Below are 18,371 nucleotides of genomic sequence, written 5' to 3' on the forward strand. Positions count from 1 at the left end.
CATGGGAGTCGCCACTTTAAACAACGTGTTACAGCGTAAAGTAGAAGAAGTTCAAAAATCCAATGAAAAAGAGGATTGATATTGTGATTACGAAAAGTTTTTATTTCACTCATTCAACAGGGGAGTGTATTAAAATATTTGAAATCCCTGTCCTACAAGCGCAGCATCCATTATCGTTTCTAATACAGTCTCGTCTTCAATTATTTATTGCAAAAATTCAAAAACAAAAACACCCAAGATTTTCGTATTCTTTCCGTGAATATTTACAAAATTGTTTGAAGTGGAATGATTATTTAAATGTATATAAAACAAATACTCTTGAAAAAAATGCATGATATAGAGTGGGGACAGGGTTAAGAGCTCTGTCTTTTTCATTTTAGATATAAAAATATAATTAATTTAATGAAATTTCGTTTCAAATTGTTGAAAGCAATGGGAATACTAGTATAATAACAAGGAGAGCGTATTGGAAAGGGAAGAATATAATATGCAAAAAATTAAAATTGTAACAGATTCAACGGCAGATTTATCACAAGAGGTAATTGAGAAGTATGACATCCATGTTCTACCATTATCAATCTCTGTAAATGGACAAACATATTTAGATCGCGTTGATCTACAACCAGATGAATTTATTGAAGAAATGATTAAATCAGAGGAACTACCAAAAACATCACAACCAGCAATGGGTACATTTGTAGAAATGTATGACAAGTTAGGGGAAGATGGAAGTGAAGTACTTTCCATTCATATGACAAGTGGAATGAGTGGTACTGTGGCAACTGCAAATAGTGCTGCATCAATGACCGACACAAAAGTAACAGTTGTTGATTCGCAATTTATTACACATGCTTTAGCATATCAAGTAGTTGAAGCTGCGAAAATGGCAAATGAAGGACGCTCACTAGAAGAAATTTTAAAACGTGTAGATGAAGTAAGGAAGAATACTCGATTATATGTAGTAGTAGATACATTAGAAAACTTAGTGAAGGGTGGGCGTATCGGTAAAGGAAAAGCGTTTATCGGTTCGCTACTTAATATAAAGCCAATTGCTAGCCTTGAAGATGGTGTTTATAACCCTGTAACGAAAGTGCGTAGCCAAGGTCAAATTGTAAAAACGTTAGCTAAGTTATTTGAGGAAGATACAGCTGGAAAAGTTGTAAAAGCTGTGGCAATTCCGCATGCGAAAGCAATTCCTTTAGCTGAAAATGTAAAAGCGGCTGTTGAAAAAGTAAGTGGATTTGCTAAATCAGAAATTTTCTTTACAACGCCTATTATTAGTACTCATACAGGTCCGGGTGCAATCGGATTTATGTATTTAGCAGAGTAATAAAAAAGCTACTTGAAATTTATTTCAAGTAGCTTTTTTATGTGAATAGAAAGTAAGAAATAAGAAGGGCTATACAGGCACTACCGCTAATGATATAGCGAGTCTGTAAATATTCATTCATAAAAAACACCCTTTATGATTTTCTATATTATATGTTGAATATAGAAAATCAGTAGTTACGTTATACATGTAATGTTTCAATTTTTTCATTCACTTTCTTATAATGTGTTTCACTATTATAAATGAAAGTTTGACCTAAAAAGAGTACATGCAGTTGTTCCCACGGTAACATACGTAAATTCCAATTATTTCGAAGCCTTGTTATTGCCTCGCGAGGTGTTTCATCAGCGAGTGCAAAAGCTCCGTAATGCATTGGTATAAAGTGTGTAGCATTTAAATCTAAATAAGCTTGCACTGCTTCTTCAGGTGAAACGTGAGATATTTTCATAAACCATTCTGGTTCATAAGCTCCAATTGGCATAAGGGCAACATCAATTGAAAAGCGTTTGCCAATTTCTTTGAAACCTTGGAAATAGCCACTGTCTCCACAAAAATAAATGGTTTCTTCCATATTGTCATTTTTAATAATCCATCCACCCCAGTGAGATGTGTTCATATCAAATAATGATCTTCTCGTCCAGTGCTGAGCAGGTACGAAGTGAAAGGAAACATCATCAATAGTCGTACTTTCCCACCATTTATACTCTTCTACATTATTGAATTTTTTACGAGTAAATAATTTTTTTAGCCCAATGGGTACTAAGTATAATACGTCATCATTAAGTTGGCGAAGTGTTGAAAAATCTAAATGATCATAATGACCATGTGAAATGAGGACAATATCAATTTTAGGTAGTTCTTGTATAGAAAGACCAGGTTCAGTAAGTCTTGAGATTAGCTTCAATTTATTGGCCCATACTGGATCCGTTAGTATATTAAGTCCATTCGTTTGGATAAGAAAAGTAGAATGCCCAATCCATGTGACAGTCGTTTTTTCAATATTACTTTGCAAAAATGCACTTTGTTTAACGGGTGATTGTTCTACTAAGAAAGAAAAATCTTTTTTGTTTTGCTTTCGTTCTTTACGCCAGCGTATAAAAGAGCGAATTGATTTTTTTGTACTCACATTATCCATATTTTCATAGCGCTTTGCCATGAACATCACCTCATTTAAAATCGTTGTAATTGTATTGTACCGAAATGTTGTTAAGGAATACAGTGTATAACATGGATGAATGTTTAAATAATTGTAAAAAAACAGGAAGGTGCATTTACAAAAATAACAATAAAATTAGTTTTGCGACGATTATTTAGAGATATAATAGTAAAAAAATTATTTTGTCTAGTAATTCGCTTGAAATAAAGAAGTAACATACGTAAATTCGTACGATTTCGTGAACAAATGTAGTAAACAATTTTCTCGTAGTGTTAACTTTTGTTATGATAAACATAACCTATTTAAATTTAGGATAGAGAAAAGAGGTTTATAAATGAAGCGTTATCAAAAAGTAATTGGTCTTATGGTTGTATTTTGTCTCTTTGTACTTGCTGGATGTAGTGGATCAGGTTCAAAGCTTCGTAAACCATTGAATTGGGATTTAGAAACTTTCCAATTTACAAATCAAGATGGAAAGCCATTTGGTACAAAAGATTTAAAAGGGAAAGTTTGGGTTGCAGATTTTATGTTCACAAACTGTCAAACAGTTTGTCCGCCAATGACTGCTAATATGGCAAAATTACAGAAAATGGCAAAGGAAGAGAAATTAGATATTCAGTTTGTATCATTTAGCGTAGATCCTGACCTTGATAAGCCGGAAAACTTGAAAGCTTTTATTCAAAAGTTTACAGAAGATACTAGTAACTGGAACCTGTTAACAGGTTATTCGTTAGAAGATATTACAAAGTTTGCAAAAGATAATTTCCAAACACTTGTAGATAAACCTGAGAATGGTCAAGTTATGCATGGTACATCATTTTATTTAATTGATCAAAACGGAAAAGTAATGAAAAAGTACAGTGGCATTAGTAATACGCCGTATGAGGACATTATACGTGATATGAAGCGATTAGCAGAATAAAAAGAAGGGTGCAAATTAAAGCACCCTTCTTTTTTTACATTAGTCTATGGATAAAATGTCATGTTGCTGTGGAAGTTTTGGAGCCCGAATTTCTAACACGCCATTTTGATACGAAGCTTTTGCTGCTTTTTTATTAATGGAGTACGGTAATTTAATTAATCTGGATGCTTCTGAAATAGAACGTTCTCGGCGATAATAGTTATGGGATGTTTGCTCTTCTTCTTCCAGTATCTCTTCTTTTACAGAGACTTTTAAGTATTCATTTTGTATTTCAATTTGAATTTGTTCTTTTTGTATACCTGGTAGTTCAGCTGTAACAACGAGTTCTTCACCAACTTCATATAAATCTACAGGGAATGTTAATAAACGATTTCCTTTTTGGAAAAAATGATTTAAATCAGCAATTACATTGCGAAGTGGTGTTTGCTCGAAGAAATCATCAATTTGCTTTAAATAATTGCGAACTGGTGGGCGAGAAGAGTCTTTTTTTTCTTCACTCATGGTATTCCCTCCTAGAAATCAATTTGCAATATCATATGACAAAAGCGGAGAAAGGTGATTGCCTAATTTTCATGTTTTCATAAAAAATTGTTAAAAATGTGAAATGGAGTGATTTTTTTATAGTTTTTGGTCGCCATATTCAGTTGATTATGCTAGTATAAATAGGGTTGATATAGTAGTATAGAGACAGAATGAAAACTGAAAGAGGGTAAGAAGTATGTGTGGTTTTGTAGGATGTTTATGTGAAAACCCTAGAGAGTTTTCAGAAACAGAAAAACATCAATTTGAAAATATGAACACGATGATTTTCCACCGTGGTCCAGATGACGAAGGATATTTTCGTGATGAGCATGTACAATTTGGCTTCCGCCGTTTAAGTATCATTGACTTAGAGGCAGGACATCAGCCGCTAACTTATGAAAATGATCGATATGTAATTATTTTTAATGGTGAAATTTACAACTATGTAGAATTACGTGAAATGTTACTTGAAAAAGGTGCAACGTTTGCAACGCAATCTGATACAGAAGTTATCATTGCATTGTATGCACATATGAAAGAAAAATGTGTAGACTACCTTCGTGGTATGTTTGCATTTATGATTTGGGATCGTGAAGAAAAGAAACTTTTCGGTGCACGTGACCACTTCGGTATTAAACCTTTATACATCGCACAACAAGGTGATACTACATTCTTCGCATCTGAGAAGAAAAGTATTATGCATGTGATGGAAGATAAAGGCGTTAACCCAACGTCATTACAACATTACTTTACGTACCAATATGGTCCAGAGCCAGAAACATTAACAATTGATGTTAATAAAATCGAACCTGGTCATTATTTCGTAAAAGAAATCGGTAAAGAGATGGAAATCCATCGCTACTGGAAACCTTATTTCAATGCTTCAAGTGCAACGAAAGAGGAGCATATCCAAGCAATTCGTGATGTGTTATATGATTCAGTAAAAGTGCATATGCGCAGTGATGTACCAGTAGGTTCATTCTTATCTGGTGGTATCGATTCATCTATCATCGCTTCTATCGCAAGAGAAATGAATCCAAATCTTTTAACATTCTCTGTTGGTTTTGAGCAACGTGGTTTCAGTGAAGTTGATGTTGCGAAAGAAACTGCTGAGAAATTAGGTGTTAAAAACCATAACGTATTCATTTCAGCGAAAGAGTTTATGGATGAGTTCCCAAAAATCATTTGGCATATGGATGATCCTTTAGCAGATCCAGCAGCTGTACCGTTGTACTTCGTTGCAAAAGAAGCACGTAAGCATGTAACAGTTGTTCTTTCAGGCGAAGGTGCAGACGAGCTATTTGGTGGTTATAACATTTATCGTGAGCCAAACTCACTGAAAATGTTCTCTTACATTCCTAGCCCAGGTAAGAGCGTTCTAAAAGCACTAAGTGGTGCTCTTAAAGAAGGCTTTAAAGGAAAGAGCTTCCTAGAGCGTGGATGTACGCCAATTGAAGAGCGTTACTATGGAAACGCGAAAATCTTCCGTGAAGAAGAGAAAGCTGAATTAATGAAGTATTACAATGAAAGTGTTAACTATATGGATATCACGAAACCATTGTATAACGAAATTAAAGATTATGATGATGTAAGCAAAATGCAATACATTGACATGTTCACTTGGTTACGCGGTGACATTTTATTAAAAGCTGATAAAATGACAATGGCGAACTCATTAGAACTTCGCGTACCGTTCTTAGATAAAGAAGTATTCGATGTTGCATCTAAAATTCCAACTGAATTTAAGATTGCTAACGGAACTACGAAAGCTATTTTACGTGAAGCAGCACGCGGAATCGTTCCAGATCACGTATTAGATCGTAAAAAACTTGGATTCCCAGTACCAATTCGTCACTGGTTAAAAGACGAAATGCATGATTGGGCTATCAATATTATAAACGAGAGTAAAACAGAGCATTTAATCGACAAACAGTATGTATTAAACTTACTGGAAGCACATTGTGCAGATAAAGGCGATTATAGCCGTAAAATTTGGACTGTACTTGCGTTTATGGTATGGCATCAAATTTATGTTGAGCATAAATACGATACGAATAAGTTCCACGAAGAAACGAAACGTGCGTATAGCTTAGTTTAATTAGAAAAACCTTAAGATCGCATATGGTCTTAAGGTTTTTTTCATAAATAGGACGTATTATTGATACAATAATAGTAAAAGGATGGACAACATATGATTACGTTTGAAAAAGTAACTGTAGAAAATGAAAGCGTTGTTAAAGAAATGTTTCACTCACATAGTTTAAGTGAGAAACAGGTACAGTATTGTGTGAAAGTCGATGATACATATATTGGTGTAATAGATTATCGTGTTCAAGAGGAGACTGTGGTTTTATCTCAGTTAATTATTCACTCTGATTATCAAAGTTACGGTTATGGGGCAAATACGTATTTCACATTTGAAATGATGATGAAAGAAAGAAATGTGAAAGAGATAAAGGTATTACAAACGGAATTAACAGAACAAGCGAAATCTTTCATAGAGAGCTTTGGATTTAATGTGGAAGACGGAATATATGTGAAGAAAATATAACGATGAGTAGTTATGCGGGATAAATATAAGGCAGGTGGGTGTATGACGATGACTTCTGGTCTTGTATTAATTGGAGGATGTTTTTTAGTAGCGGAGCTAAGCCATATGCTTATTCGAAAAAGAATGAATAAGAAGAGAAAGCCATATGAATTACAATATGCCCCAGTGTTTTTCCTTTTGTTTTGTATGCTACTTACATTACAAAACATAACGAACTTTCCACCGCTGTTAAATATTTTTTTGAAGTTTGGTTTGCTGTATAGTACCACTGGAATAGCCCTTTTATTTCTTTTATTTTGCATACGTTATATTCACTATCAATCGTATATATTTATTTTAAATTGGTTAAAACAAAATGATAGAAACCGCCTTACATAAGGCGGTTTTTTAATTTGTAATTGTAATGGCTTTGTATATAAAACTCAAAATTCCATTGAAATTTATAAAAATGATTAGAGGATTTAACATATTATCTGTTTTTAGTATGTGGTACTATATATTCTTAATCTGTAACGTAAGTGGGTGTATAAATTGGAAATGTTAATCAACTAGTTTGTCTCGCTTTAATGGGCAGTAAGACCCACACCTCAAAATTCAACGAAAGCAAAGAAGTTAGATGGGGATTGGGCTGCCCATAAAAGTCCGATTGGTTAGGGCTGATTAAAGTTTCACTTTATATGAAGTGCTAAAAAATAGCAGAATTAAATTTTAGGGAGGTATCGTGTTTGTATGTTTAATATTGATATGTTATTTCTTGAATGGATGATCAGTCTGGAGGGAAGTGTACTTACAGCATTTTTTAAACTTGTATCTATTATTGCAAATGAAACATTATATTTAATTGTTATTTCAATTTCGTATTGGTGCGTTTCTAAAAGAAAAGCATTTCATATGATTGTTATGCTTTGTTTCTCTGGATATATAGGTATAGTGATAAAAGAATTTATGAAAATTCCGCGACCGTATACATACGACGGAATTCAATCTTTATATGAAAAATCAGCTGCAAGTTATTCTTTCCCAAGTACACACGTGCAGTTAGCAACAACGTTTTGGGGTTCATTTATGATTTTATGTAAAAAGAGAATCGTTTGGATCATTGGTATTGTTTTTATTATATTAGTTGCTATTTCTCGTCTATATTTACGTGTACATTGGCTCAGTGATATAATAGGTGCCGTTTTATTTAGTGTCATAGTTGTTTATTTATATACGAAAGTAACAATGGAATTAAGTGATAGGAAATTTATATTGTTACAACGAATTATATTGGCTGTTTCACTCATTATGTATGTTATGACAAGCCAAGTAGATAATCTTAAATTACTAGGAGTTTTGACAGGTTCTACGATTGGTATCATGTTAGAGAATCATTTTATTAATATGAATGAAAGTAATGATTTTAAAATGCAAGTGGTAAAAACAGTATTGGGTCTTAGTATTTTGTTAGTGGTACAGCTCCTATTAAAAAAAGTCATACCTGATATGTATTATTTACGTTATGTATTGACTGGATTTACAATTACTTTCTTATGTCCATTTATGTTTCACATGTTACGAATAAAAAATGTGAGTAGCAAATAAATATAAAAATAGTTTGAATAAAAATGAGGTCTAAATTATATATATTGAAAAAGTTTTCTGATATATCTATTGACAATGTATGATATATACATTAATCTTTAAAAAGTAAATGATAATCAATTTCAACTAGGAGGACTTATGGCACGCACTAAAAATATACTTATATTTTGCATTATGCTACTAACAATCATAATCGCAGGGTGTAGTAAAGAAGAGAAGAAAGAAAATGATACATCAGCTAAAGCGAAAGATTCGTATACGATAAAACATGCAATGGGCGAAACGACAGTAAATGGTACGCCAAAAAGAGTTGTGGTTTTAACAAATGAGGGCGCTGAGGCACTTTTATCTGTTGGAGTAACGCCGGTTGGAACGACGAAACCACGAGCTGGTGATGAATGGTATCCTCATTTAGCGAAAGAGTTAAAAAATACGAAAGTAGTAGGAACTGAGCGTGACATTAATTTAGAAGCAGTAATGAAGCTTCAGCCGGATTTAATTATCGGAAATAAAATGCGTCACGAAAAAATATACGAACAATTAAAAGAAATCGCGCCAACAGTATATGCTGAAACATTACGCGGTGATTGGAAAGAAAACTTTACACTTTATACGAAAGCTGTAAATAAAGAAAAAGAAGGGCAAAATGCTCTTAATGATTATAAAAAGCGTATTGCAGGAATAAAAGAAAAATTAGGTGATAAAGTTAACTCTAAAGTTTCTATTATTCGTTTCGTCCCTGGTGACGTTCGTATTTATCAAAAAAATTCATTCTCAGGTGTTGTATTAAATGATATTGGATTTAAACGACCACCATTACAAGATAAAGATGAATTTGCAATTAAAGGAATTACAAAAGAGCAAATTCCAAATATGGACGGGGATTATTTATTCTATTTCACATCTGATAAAGACGCGGATAAGAATAATGAAGGAAATACATTAGCAAAAGAATGGACAGAAGATCCACTCTTTAAGCAACTGCAGGCTTCTAAAGAGAATAAAGTATTCCAAGTAGATGAAGTGATTTGGAATACAGCAGGTGGTATTGTAGCTGCAAATCTTATGTTAGATGATATTGAAAAATATTTTCTGAAGTAAATAAAAAGTGCATCACTTTAAATAGGTGATGCACTTTTTATTTTGTTAAAATACAGAAAATTGCTTCTTTTGATCGTGCATAAGTTGTACAATTAAAACAATCATGAAATAAAGGAGTGGGAATAAATGAAAGCTACTCATAAAGATTGGATTTTATTTAACGGAAGAATTGTAAATACGAAGGAAGAACAGCCGATGATTCCATTAGAGGAGAGAGGCTTTCAATTTGGTGATGGTATATACGAGGTATTCAGACTATATGATGGGAAGCCACATTTATTAGATTTACATTTAGAACGATTCTTTCATTCTATGGAAGAAATAAAATTAATTCCACCGTTTACTAAGGAAGAGTTAATGGAAGAGTTATATCAAATGATTGAAAAAAATAAATTTCAAGAAGATGGGAATGTATATTTGCAAATATCAAGAGGGGCTCAAGCACGTAATCATGTATATGAGTCAAATATGCAACCAACATATTTCGCAAACATTGTTTCTTTTCCACGACCAATTGCTTCTATGGAACGAGGAATAAAAGTTACTGTAGAAGAGGATATACGCTGGAAGTTCTGTCATATAAAATCCTTAAACCTGCTACCTAATATTATGATTAAAAATAAAATAAACGAACAAGGCTATCAAGAAGCGATATTAGTACGAGATGGAATTGTAACGGAAGGGTGTCATTCAAATTTCTTTATGGTGAAAAATAATAAATTGATTACACATCCGGCTGACAATTTCATTCTACACGGCATTACACGTCACTATGTTATTATATTAGCGAAAGAGTTACATATTGAAGTAGAAGAAAGAGAATTTCCACTTCAAGAAGTGTATGAGGCCGACGAATGCTTCTTCACAGCGACGCCACTTGAAATATTCCCAGTCGTTCAAATTGGTGACGAGCAGTTCGGGAACGGCGAAAGAGGACCGATTACAAAGAAACTCCAAGTTGCATATGAAGAAAGTATTCGTTTGTTTAAAGTTACGAACTAATATTGAAGAAAAAAGCTGGTATTACTCCAGCTTTTTTTCATGATATAATTCAAGGATAGGACAAGATTTGAAAACGCTGTAAAAAGGGGATTTAATGTATGAATTATGAAGATTTTAAAGAAGTAATTCACGGTAGACGAAGTGTTAGAAAGTTCACAGAACAAGAAGTATCCACTAGTGATATAAAAGAAATTATTGATTGTGCTCGTTATGCACCGAGTGATACGAACTCACAAACTTGGGAGTTCTTGGTCATTATGAACCGAGAGAAAATTAAAGAAATTGAACAAATGACATGGGATGCATTACATAAACTTGCGGCAAAAGCGGCAGAAACCGGAGAAGAGAAAGCAGGGAAATTACTTACACGTTCTTTTGGACCATATGCAACAGCTTTCTCGGAGGCACCAGTATTAATCGTATGTTTGGCAACGCCATATGAATCAAAGTTTCGTGAAAAGATATTTGATCCGATTGCTTTTGTTCCAGATTCAGTTTGGGAAGAAGAAGGAATTAAGAGCAGCTGTTTAGCGGCACAAAACTTAATGTTAGCTGCACATGCGAAGGGGCTTGGTACATGCCCAATGACAGGACCGGTATTGTTAGCTCAAGATGAACTACGACAATATTTACAAATTGAGCCTGAAAAGCAAATAAATATGGTTATATCACTCGGTTTTCCGAAAGATAAGCCGAAGAAACTTCCAAGAAAAGAAGTAGATGAGATTACAACATTTGTTTTTTAAAGCTCAAAATAAAAGGACATTGAATAAACAATGTCTTTTTATTTTGGATAGGTATGTAATTAATCTGTTAGGCTAAAATGATAGATAAGAGGGAATTACTATTTATTTCATAAAAAAAATTAATGTTCTATTAGGGAAAGTATGATACATTAATCGTGAGCAAGATTCTATTTGTTCATGAAAGTGTTGGAAATAGTCTTAAAATTTAAAAGTTATTTTTGTATAATAAATTATAATGAAATGACAGGGGGGATGAATTTTGAAAAAATTCATAATCACTGGATTGTCTGTATTGTTATTAGCCGGTTGCGGCGCTCCACAAGAAAAAGAAGGTGCGCAATCAAAGCAGGAAGAAAGAGTTGTAAACGCAAGTAATGAGAATATAGTAGTATTTCCTGAAGGAGCAGTGCCAGTCGGAGAAGGAAAAGTAAAAGTTATTACACCAGACGGTACTTCTGAGAATGGTAATATACCAGCTGTATTCATTAAAAAGGATACTTTAATTCAACACGTTGAATTAGAGCTCTCTAATTTTCAAAATGATAAAGAAACATTCGTATTTGTAGATCGAGTGTTTGCAGATAAATATCAAGTAACTAGTACAACACAGACAACAGTACAATTAAAAGAAAAGACGCTTGAAACAGGTAGTCATACGATTACGGCAGTTCAGTATGAAAACAATGATCCGAAAGGAAAGGTTATTAGTTTTAATCAAGCAACATTCGAAACAAAACCAGCGTCATAAGAAGAATAAAAAGTACATTACTCAAAAAGTAGTGTACTTTTTATTTATACTAGAGGTTGTAATAGTGAATCACTTGTTTCGTTTTCTAATATGATTAAATTAGGAAGAGACCACTTGTTACTACTATGACAGAAAAAGCGGTTGAAGAGGTGAACTGGTGTATTTGTATCTTCTTGATTAATATGATGATGTCAGTAATTTGGTTTATGATGCAAGTTACGTTCCATTATCAAATTTATGACTTATCGATAGGGTCTATTTGTTTTACCATTGTTTAGCTATTATATGATAAACTCGGAATAAGGTAAGTTTCAGAAGAAAAATGTAGGTATTTCATTTGAAATGTCGAATAGTACATACGATGTCGTAATAACAAATTTTCTATTGTTTACTGTGAAACAGGAGAAGGAGAGATAGTAATGAAACGAGCTCTTATAAATATTGATTATACATATGATTTTGTAGCGGAAAAAGGTGCTTTAACTTGCGGAAAACCCGGTCAAGAAATTGAGAAAGAACTTGTACATATAACGAAGCGATATATCGAAAATGGAGATTACGTTGTCTTTGCTATTGATAAACATGAAGAGAATGATGTATATCATCCTGAATCAAAATTATTCCCGCCTCATAACATAACGGGTACAAATGGAAGAGATTTGTTTGGTGAATTACAAGATGTGTACGAAACATATAAAAATGCAGAGAATGTATATTACATGGATAAAACGCGATATAGTGCATTTGCAGGAACAGACTTAGAGATGAAGTTAAGAGAAAGAGGAATTGAAGAGGTTCACCTTGTAGGGGTATGTACTGATATTTGTGTTCTTCATACAGCAGTAGATGCTTATAATAAAGGGTTTAAAATTGTAGTTTATGAAAAGGCGGTTGCATCTTTTAATGCGCAAGGGCATGAATTTGCACTTGGGCATTTTAAATCTTGTTTAAACGCAGAAGTGAAGTAAAAAAAGAGGCCTTTAAAAAAGGTCTCTTTTTACGTTTAAATTGAGACGAGGTTTTGCTCAATTAATTTTTTTATAAATGGGCTAATATTTTCTGGTAGCTTATCAAAATCAAAAAATTGGACACTTAATGATTCGATCCCATCAGCTTTTAGCAAGCCGCCTTTAATGTCTTTGCAAAGATATGCGATTGTTATAGGATAAAACTCATCCCCGTTTGGTAATTTTACAAAAAATTCTTTTCCAGAAAATACGCTTATTAACTGTAAGGTTCCTATTTCAATCCCTGTTTCTTCGAACACTTCTCGTCTCCCAGCTTCTTCTGTTGATTCACCAAGTTCAACGAATCCACCAGGAACACCCCAAATACCATTTCGCCTTTGTTGAAGTAATATTTGTCCTTGTTCATTGAAAACAGCTACAGCAACTCCTGCTAGATTGAGTGGTCTTGATCCGACAACTTTTCTAAGTTCTTCAATATACCCCATTGTATGTAACCTCCGTAAGAAAAAATAAGAGCAAATATACTATTCGTTGTTATGTGAATATTTTCCTCTTTATAAGAGGGAGAGAAGTCATATAACTTATTTGTTTTATTTGGTAAAATATACATCAAAAAAGGTCAAACAAAATCTTTGACCTTTTTTGACCAAATGTTATAATAAAGGCAGAAAGAGATAATCTTTCATTCATAAATAATAAGGAGGAAAAAATATGCGTAATTTATTTCCAGAGATAACAAAACGTCAAAATGGTATTTTTGATTTTGGGCCTTCTTTATTAGAAGGGATGACAGATGCTTTCTTTAAACCGATGAACATGGATACTTTTAAAGTAGATGTTCATGAACAGTCTGATAAATATACAGTAAAAGCAGATTTACCGGGTTTTCAAAAAGAAAACATTCAAGTTGAATTTGAACAAGATGTATTAACGATTCAAGCAACTAATCATAATGAAGTAGAAGAAAAAAATGAGAATGGCATATATATTCGTAAAGAACGTTCTATAGGTTCTGTAACTCGACGCTTTAATTTTCAACGAGTTGAGGAAGAAAATGTTAAAGCAAATTATAAAGATGGCGTACTGACAATTGAATTGCCAAAATTGAAAGAAGAAAAAAACAGTAAAACAACAATTAATATCGAAAAAAAGAGCTGATAAATTCAGCTCTTTTTTTATCTAGTTAATGAATAAATTAGTTGAAATCGTAATGAGTAGAATAAAGTTTTAACGCTTAAAAAATTTCACGATTAGCTCCCTTTAGGTTATTAAAAAGGGTATATTTAAAGGGAAAGGAAAAGAACATCTAGACATACTGTTTAAAGTGAATTAGTAATAAAGTCAAAATACATAGTAAGGGTAGCGACGTTTTAGAGAAGATAATAGATTTTCCTAGAATAAACTGAGACGATTATGAATTTTTTAATTAGTAAGGAAGTGGTTAGATGAGTTTATTAACGTATACTGAAGAATTTTTTAATTATGTAAGAGAGTTTTTACTTTTAAGATTTTTACTATTTGCTTTCGTCCTAATCATTATTTCATTTGTCATAAACCGCATTATTGATTGGTTTTTTAGGAAATCAAGCTTTTTTGATGAAGAGGTAGAGCAAACGATTCAAAGTGTGATTCGATCTATTTTTAGATATATCATTATCATTAGTCTAATCATATATTTAATTAGCCAATTTGTAGATATAAAAAGTATCATTGCAGGTGCAGGGATAGCGGGGGTTGTTATCGGTTTTGCTGCACAACAGATGCTGAAAGATGTTATATTAGGCTTTGCGAGATTAGCGGACAAAGAGTTTCGTGTTGGCGATTTTGTTACTTTTAACGGAACAAACTCAGGAACGATTGAGGAAATTAGTATTCGTTTTATGCAAATTCGTGAATGGTCAGGAAAACTCCTTACCATACCACACGGAGAGATTAGAACGATACAAAATTTTAATAAAGGCTGGATGCGCGTAATTGAACGAATTACGGTAAGTTATCAGGAAGATCCGACAAGAGTTAAGGAATTGTTAGAGGAAGTTTGTGTGAATTGTAATGAAAAGTTGGCCCCAAGTCTTTATAAAGTAGAGGATGAAGCTGTTGAACCTTTTAAATATGTAGGTGTTACAGATTTAAACCCGAATCTGAAATACGTTGGATATGAATTTTGTATTACAGGTTTAATAAAGCCAGAAGATTATTTTGAAACTTCTAGACAAGTAAGATTTGAATTAATGTCTATGTTCCATAAGAATCAAGTGCAAATGCCAGCAGCAAATATGCTTGTTACTACTGAAAGTTTACAGCATAGACAAGGTGGACAATCTTTATCGGACAGCTAAAGTAGAATAGTTTGGTAACGGAAGTGCTGCTTTCGACATTGGATAGAAAAATAATAATAAAATGATTGATATAAAAAAAGAGCTGAAGGAATTCAGTTCTTTTTAATTTGTAGAATTTAGAAATTTCTTAATGTTATAATGATAGATGGTGATGAAAATGAACTTTGAAGAAAAAGAGATGCATCGTTTAGAGGCATTAAAAGAAATTGCTGAATTATTAAATGAAGCAACAAATTTACAAGACATGTTAGAAAAAGTGTTACATACTTTGTTACAAGTTATGAATTTACAAACAGGCTGGATCTTTTTTATTGATGAAAGTGGAAAACACCGTATGCTTGTAGATCAAAACTTACCGCCAGCTCTTACGTGGCAAGAGAAGAAGCCGATGTGTGAAGGAGATTGCTGGTGTGTAGAGCGTTTTGTAAATGGCAGATTGGAAAAAGCGACAAATATTATTGAATGTAAGCGAATAGAGGATGCGATTGAGTGTAATTGGGGAGATACCGAAAATGTTACGCACCATGCGACAATTCCCCTTAGGTCTGGATCGGAGAAGTTTGGTCTCTTAAATGTGGCCGCGCCTCAAAAAACACATTTTTCAGAGGAAGAATTAGCATTATTAGAATCAATTGCATTTCAAATAGGGACGACAATCCAACGTATTCAGCTAGTGGAAAAAGAACGTAAATATGTAGTAGTAGCTGAACGAAATCGACTTGCACGTGATTTACACGATTCAGTAAAACAATTGTTATTTTCTATCATGTTAACCGCAAAAGGTACTCTAAATATGACGCAAGATAGAGACTTGCAAGAGATGTTGAGCTATATTGGAGAATTATCACAGGAAGCATTACAAGAGATGACACTTTTGATTTGGCAATTAAGACCGGAAGGATTAGAGAAAGGGTTAGCTGAAGCAATTAAAAATTACGGAAAGTTGTTAGGGATTCACGTGGAAGTTCGAATTGATGGAATGGTTTCAATTGGTGATGAAATAGAAGAAGTTTTATGGCGTATTAGTCAAGAAGCGATACATAATTGTAAAAAACATGCTTCATGTGAAAAGGTACATGTTCTTTTAAAAATAGAAGATAACCAGTTGTATTTTTACATAGAGGATAACGGAATAGGATTTATACAAGAGCAAGTAAGAGAGTCAGCACTCGGTTTAAAAAGTATGAAGGAACGTATTCAGTTAATGAGGGGATCATTTCAAATAAAAACGGAGCTGAAAAAGGGTACGAAAATTGAAATTCAATTGCCAGTTTGAAGGGGAGAAGAAGGTTGAAAATTAAATTACTACTAGTTGAGGATCATCATATCGTTCGAAGAGGACTTGTATTCTTTTTGAAAACGAGAGAAGAATTTGAAATTGTTGGGGAAGCAGAAAATGGAGAAGATGCGTTAACATTCGTCCAAACAAAAAGGCCAGATGTAGTATTAATGGATCTATCAATGCCGAAGATGGATGGCATCGAAGCAACAAAACAAATAAAACAATATGATGAAACGATAAAGATACTAATATTAAGCAGTTTTTCAGAGCAAGATTATGTTTTACCAGCACTTGAAGCCGGAGCAGATGGTTATCAATTAAAAGAAGTACAACCTGAGCAACTTGTAGCTTCTATTATTGCAGTACATGAAGGAAATACGAATTTTCATCCGAAAGTAACACCAGCACTATTAGGACGATCAGTAGTCAAGAAAGAAAACCCTTTTTCTATGTTAACGAAAAGAGAACAAGAAGTACTTCGTGAAATTGCGAAAGGGCGAAGTAATAAAGAAATTGCAGCAGTGCTTCATATTACAGAACAAACTGTAAAAACACATGTTTCAAATGTTTTAGCTAAATTAGAAGTAGATGATCGTACGCAAGCTGCATTGTATGCAGTGAAACATGGGGAAAATAATAATAAGTATGAATAAATGTTTCGCATAGTATGACAGAATACATAGGAGCAATTAAAATGTTATAGTTAAGTCTAATAAAGGTTTTTCTTCTTTCAATAATTAGGTACAATAAAATGAAATTTTAATCCGTGGAGGGTCTATACCCACTGATTATTAACCCACACCAATTGTTTTTTTACGGGATAAAGCTACGATTGAAGGTGAAGATATGCTATGCCTGGTACAAGAAGTGGGATTGGAAAGATTCAAGCTTCGTTAAACGGTTTATCACCGGAATTGCGAAGTATTGCTGAACATATTTTAAAACATCCACAAGATGTTGTACATAGATCTATTACTGAGTTAGCAGAAGTTACGAATAGTTCTGAGGCTACGATATTTCGCTTATGTAAACACCTCGGTTTGCAAGGATTCCAAGATTTAAAGATTACATTAGCTCGTGAAATTGTCCATACACCGATGCAAAATATTCATGAAGAAGTATCAGCAGAAGATAGTATGGTAACTGTTGCTAAAAAGTTTTTCATTCGCATATTACAGGACTACAAGATACATTGCATTTGTTAAATGATACGGCATTAGAGCAAGCTGTAAAAGCTTTGTAAGAAGCAAATCGAATCGAGTTTTACAGAAATGGTGGTTCTGGTATTATTGCGATGGATGCATATCATAAATTTATGAGAATGGGTATTTCATGTATCGCTCATACTGATTCGTATTTCCAAATTATAGGAGCTGGTTTGCTCTCGAAAAATTCAGTTGTTATCGGCATTTCTCATTCTGGTAGCAATAAAGGGTTACTGGAAGCGTTAGAAGTAGCGAAAGCAAGAGGAGCTAAAATTATTGCGATTACGAGTTATCAGAAATCGGCATTAATTCAAATGGCTGATATTACATTATACACTTCAACACGTGAAACGGAATTCCGCACAGAAGCAAGTTCATCAAGATTAGCGCAGTTAAGTTTATTAGATACTTTGTACGTTGGGTTATCGTTACAACGCCAAGAAGAAACGTTGCAAAATCTACAAAGTATTCGTGAAACAATTTCGATGAAACGAATATAAAAAAGAGGCTGTCTCAAAAGGTGCTTTTTAGCCAAAATCGTATAAAAAGTGAAAGGCAGAAATGTTGATTTTATAACGTTTCTGCCTTTTCAATTTCATGTGATCTTACTTCGAAAGAGACTTATGAGACAGCCCCTTTTTTATTAGTGAATAGTTTGTTTATTTATTTTCTTGTAGAAATATGAGACTTACTTATAGCCAGTGATGACTCTCATTTAAAAAAATATAAAACGATTTATACAACAATTCAAACATTGTTCATAATTTCACAATTTGTTTTTGAAGTGTCATGTTATGATGAACATGTAATGATGATTGAACATTTAAACTTGGCACAATGATTAGCCAAACTAGTGAAGACAGAAGTTGTGAGATGAACTCATGAAAAATTCTAAAACACTAAAGGGGAGATCAC

Annotated in this window: 19 protein-coding genes and 1 pseudogene; 17 read left to right on the forward strand and 3 right to left on the reverse strand. The window is 33.2% G+C overall.

Translation table 11 applies throughout. The annotated features are described in order from the left end of the window. Positions 1–83 precede the first annotated feature (83 nt). Both NST14_RS11325 and NST14_RS11330 read left to right on the forward strand, forming a co-directional pair. The gene (locus NST14_RS11325; protein ID WP_000629015.1) at positions 84–335 is read left to right on the forward strand and encodes a DUF2535 family protein; all 252 of its coding nucleotides are present in this window, start codon (positions 84–86) and stop codon (positions 333–335) included. Between the two features lie 152 nt (positions 336–487). Further along, positions 488–1,330 (forward strand): DegV family protein, encoded by an 843-nt coding sequence (locus NST14_RS11330; protein WP_025991670.1) that lies wholly within the window; start codon positions 488–490, stop codon positions 1,328–1,330. A 181-nt stretch (positions 1,331–1,511) separates the two neighbouring features. Here the strand turns inward: NST14_RS11330 and NST14_RS11335 are convergent, their stop codons facing one another. Continuing rightward, positions 1,512–2,486: an MBL fold metallo-hydrolase gene (locus NST14_RS11335; protein ID WP_073540587.1), complete on the reverse strand. Its 975-nt coding sequence runs from the start codon at positions 2,484–2,486 to the stop codon at positions 1,512–1,514. A 334-nt stretch (positions 2,487–2,820) separates the two neighbouring features. Between NST14_RS11335 and NST14_RS11340 the strand changes: the two genes are divergently transcribed. Then, positions 2,821–3,408, forward strand: a complete 588-nt coding sequence (locus NST14_RS11340) for an SCO family protein (RefSeq protein ID WP_229142715.1) — start codon at positions 2,821–2,823, stop codon at positions 3,406–3,408. Between the two features lie 39 nt (positions 3,409–3,447). On the opposite strand, the gene NST14_RS11345 is transcribed toward NST14_RS11340, so the two are convergent. Next, positions 3,448–3,909 (reverse strand): Hsp20/alpha crystallin family protein, encoded by a 462-nt coding sequence (locus NST14_RS11345; protein WP_001288082.1) that lies wholly within the window; start codon positions 3,907–3,909, stop codon positions 3,448–3,450. A gap of 217 nt (positions 3,910–4,126) precedes the next feature. Between NST14_RS11345 and asnB the strand changes: the two genes are divergently transcribed. The 9 genes from asnB to NST14_RS11390 all read left to right on the forward strand — a co-directional run bounded on the left by asnB (position 4,127) and on the right by NST14_RS11390 (position 12,630). Then, positions 4,127–6,028: an asparagine synthase (glutamine-hydrolyzing) gene (gene asnB, locus NST14_RS11350; RefSeq protein WP_000333816.1), complete on the forward strand. Its 1,902-nt coding sequence runs from the start codon at positions 4,127–4,129 to the stop codon at positions 6,026–6,028. 93 nt (positions 6,029–6,121) lie between these two features. Further along, positions 6,122–6,481, forward strand: a complete 360-nt coding sequence (locus tag NST14_RS11355) for a GNAT family N-acetyltransferase (protein WP_000627507.1) — start codon at positions 6,122–6,124, stop codon at positions 6,479–6,481. Between the two features lie 48 nt (positions 6,482–6,529). Beyond that, entirely contained in the window at positions 6,530–6,859 is a 330-nt protein-coding gene (locus NST14_RS11360; RefSeq protein WP_000200476.1) for a hypothetical protein, read from the forward strand. A 351-nt stretch (positions 6,860–7,210) separates the two neighbouring features. Then, positions 7,211–8,065, forward strand: coding sequence for a phosphatase PAP2 family protein (locus tag NST14_RS11365; RefSeq protein ID WP_048556966.1), 855 nt, complete (start codon positions 7,211–7,213; stop codon positions 8,063–8,065). A gap of 138 nt (positions 8,066–8,203) precedes the next feature. After that, entirely contained in the window at positions 8,204–9,166 is a 963-nt protein-coding gene (locus tag NST14_RS11370) for an ABC transporter substrate-binding protein (protein ID WP_229142716.1), read from the forward strand. Between the two features lie 126 nt (positions 9,167–9,292). Then, positions 9,293–10,168: a D-amino-acid transaminase gene (gene dat, locus NST14_RS11375; protein WP_048556967.1), complete on the forward strand. Its 876-nt coding sequence runs from the start codon at positions 9,293–9,295 to the stop codon at positions 10,166–10,168. A 98-nt stretch (positions 10,169–10,266) separates the two neighbouring features. Further along, positions 10,267–10,914 carry a nitroreductase family protein gene (locus NST14_RS11380; protein WP_001105307.1) on the forward strand — a complete coding sequence of 216 codons (648 nt, stop codon included), beginning with the start codon at positions 10,267–10,269 and terminating at the stop codon, positions 10,912–10,914. A 259-nt stretch (positions 10,915–11,173) separates the two neighbouring features. Beyond that, positions 11,174–11,662, forward strand: coding sequence for a hypothetical protein (locus NST14_RS11385; protein ID WP_000713485.1), 489 nt, complete (start codon positions 11,174–11,176; stop codon positions 11,660–11,662). A 419-nt stretch (positions 11,663–12,081) separates the two neighbouring features. After that, the gene (locus NST14_RS11390) at positions 12,082–12,630 is read left to right on the forward strand and encodes a cysteine hydrolase family protein (protein WP_000816786.1); all 549 of its coding nucleotides are present in this window, start codon (positions 12,082–12,084) and stop codon (positions 12,628–12,630) included. Positions 12,631–12,665: 35 nt separating this feature from the next. Here the strand turns inward: NST14_RS11390 and NST14_RS11395 are convergent, their stop codons facing one another. After that, on the reverse strand, positions 12,666–13,115 hold the full coding sequence (locus NST14_RS11395; protein WP_000540517.1) for an NUDIX hydrolase: 450 nt from the start codon (positions 13,113–13,115) through the stop codon (positions 12,666–12,668). Positions 13,116–13,341: 226 nt separating this feature from the next. Here NST14_RS11395 and NST14_RS11400 point away from each other — a divergent pair, with 226 nt between their 5' ends. The 5 genes and pseudogenes from NST14_RS11400 to NST14_RS11420 all read left to right on the forward strand — a co-directional run bounded on the left by NST14_RS11400 (position 13,342) and on the right by NST14_RS11420 (position 17,956). Beyond that, positions 13,342–13,788 (forward strand): Hsp20/alpha crystallin family protein, encoded by a 447-nt coding sequence (locus NST14_RS11400; protein ID WP_229142717.1) that lies wholly within the window; start codon positions 13,342–13,344, stop codon positions 13,786–13,788. A 287-nt stretch (positions 13,789–14,075) separates the two neighbouring features. Next, entirely contained in the window at positions 14,076–14,969 is an 894-nt protein-coding gene (locus NST14_RS11405; protein WP_000055418.1) for a mechanosensitive ion channel family protein, read from the forward strand. Positions 14,970–15,147: 178 nt separating this feature from the next. Then, complete coding sequence (locus NST14_RS11410; protein ID WP_139303581.1) at positions 15,148–16,245, forward strand: sensor histidine kinase; 1,098 nt, start codon at positions 15,148–15,150, stop codon at positions 16,243–16,245. A gap of 14 nt (positions 16,246–16,259) precedes the next feature. Beyond that, positions 16,260–16,904, forward strand: coding sequence for a response regulator (locus NST14_RS11415; RefSeq protein ID WP_000694640.1), 645 nt, complete (start codon positions 16,260–16,262; stop codon positions 16,902–16,904). Positions 16,905–17,102: 198 nt separating this feature from the next. After that, positions 17,103–17,956, forward strand: a pseudogene (locus tag NST14_RS11420) (MurR/RpiR family transcriptional regulator). Positions 17,957–18,371: the final 415 nt, after the last annotated feature.

The sequence above is a fragment of the Bacillus sp. FSL W8-0519 genome (genome assembly GCF_038005585.1).
Taxonomy (GTDB): Bacteria; Bacillota; Bacilli; order Bacillales; family Bacillaceae_G; genus Bacillus_A; species Bacillus_A paranthracis.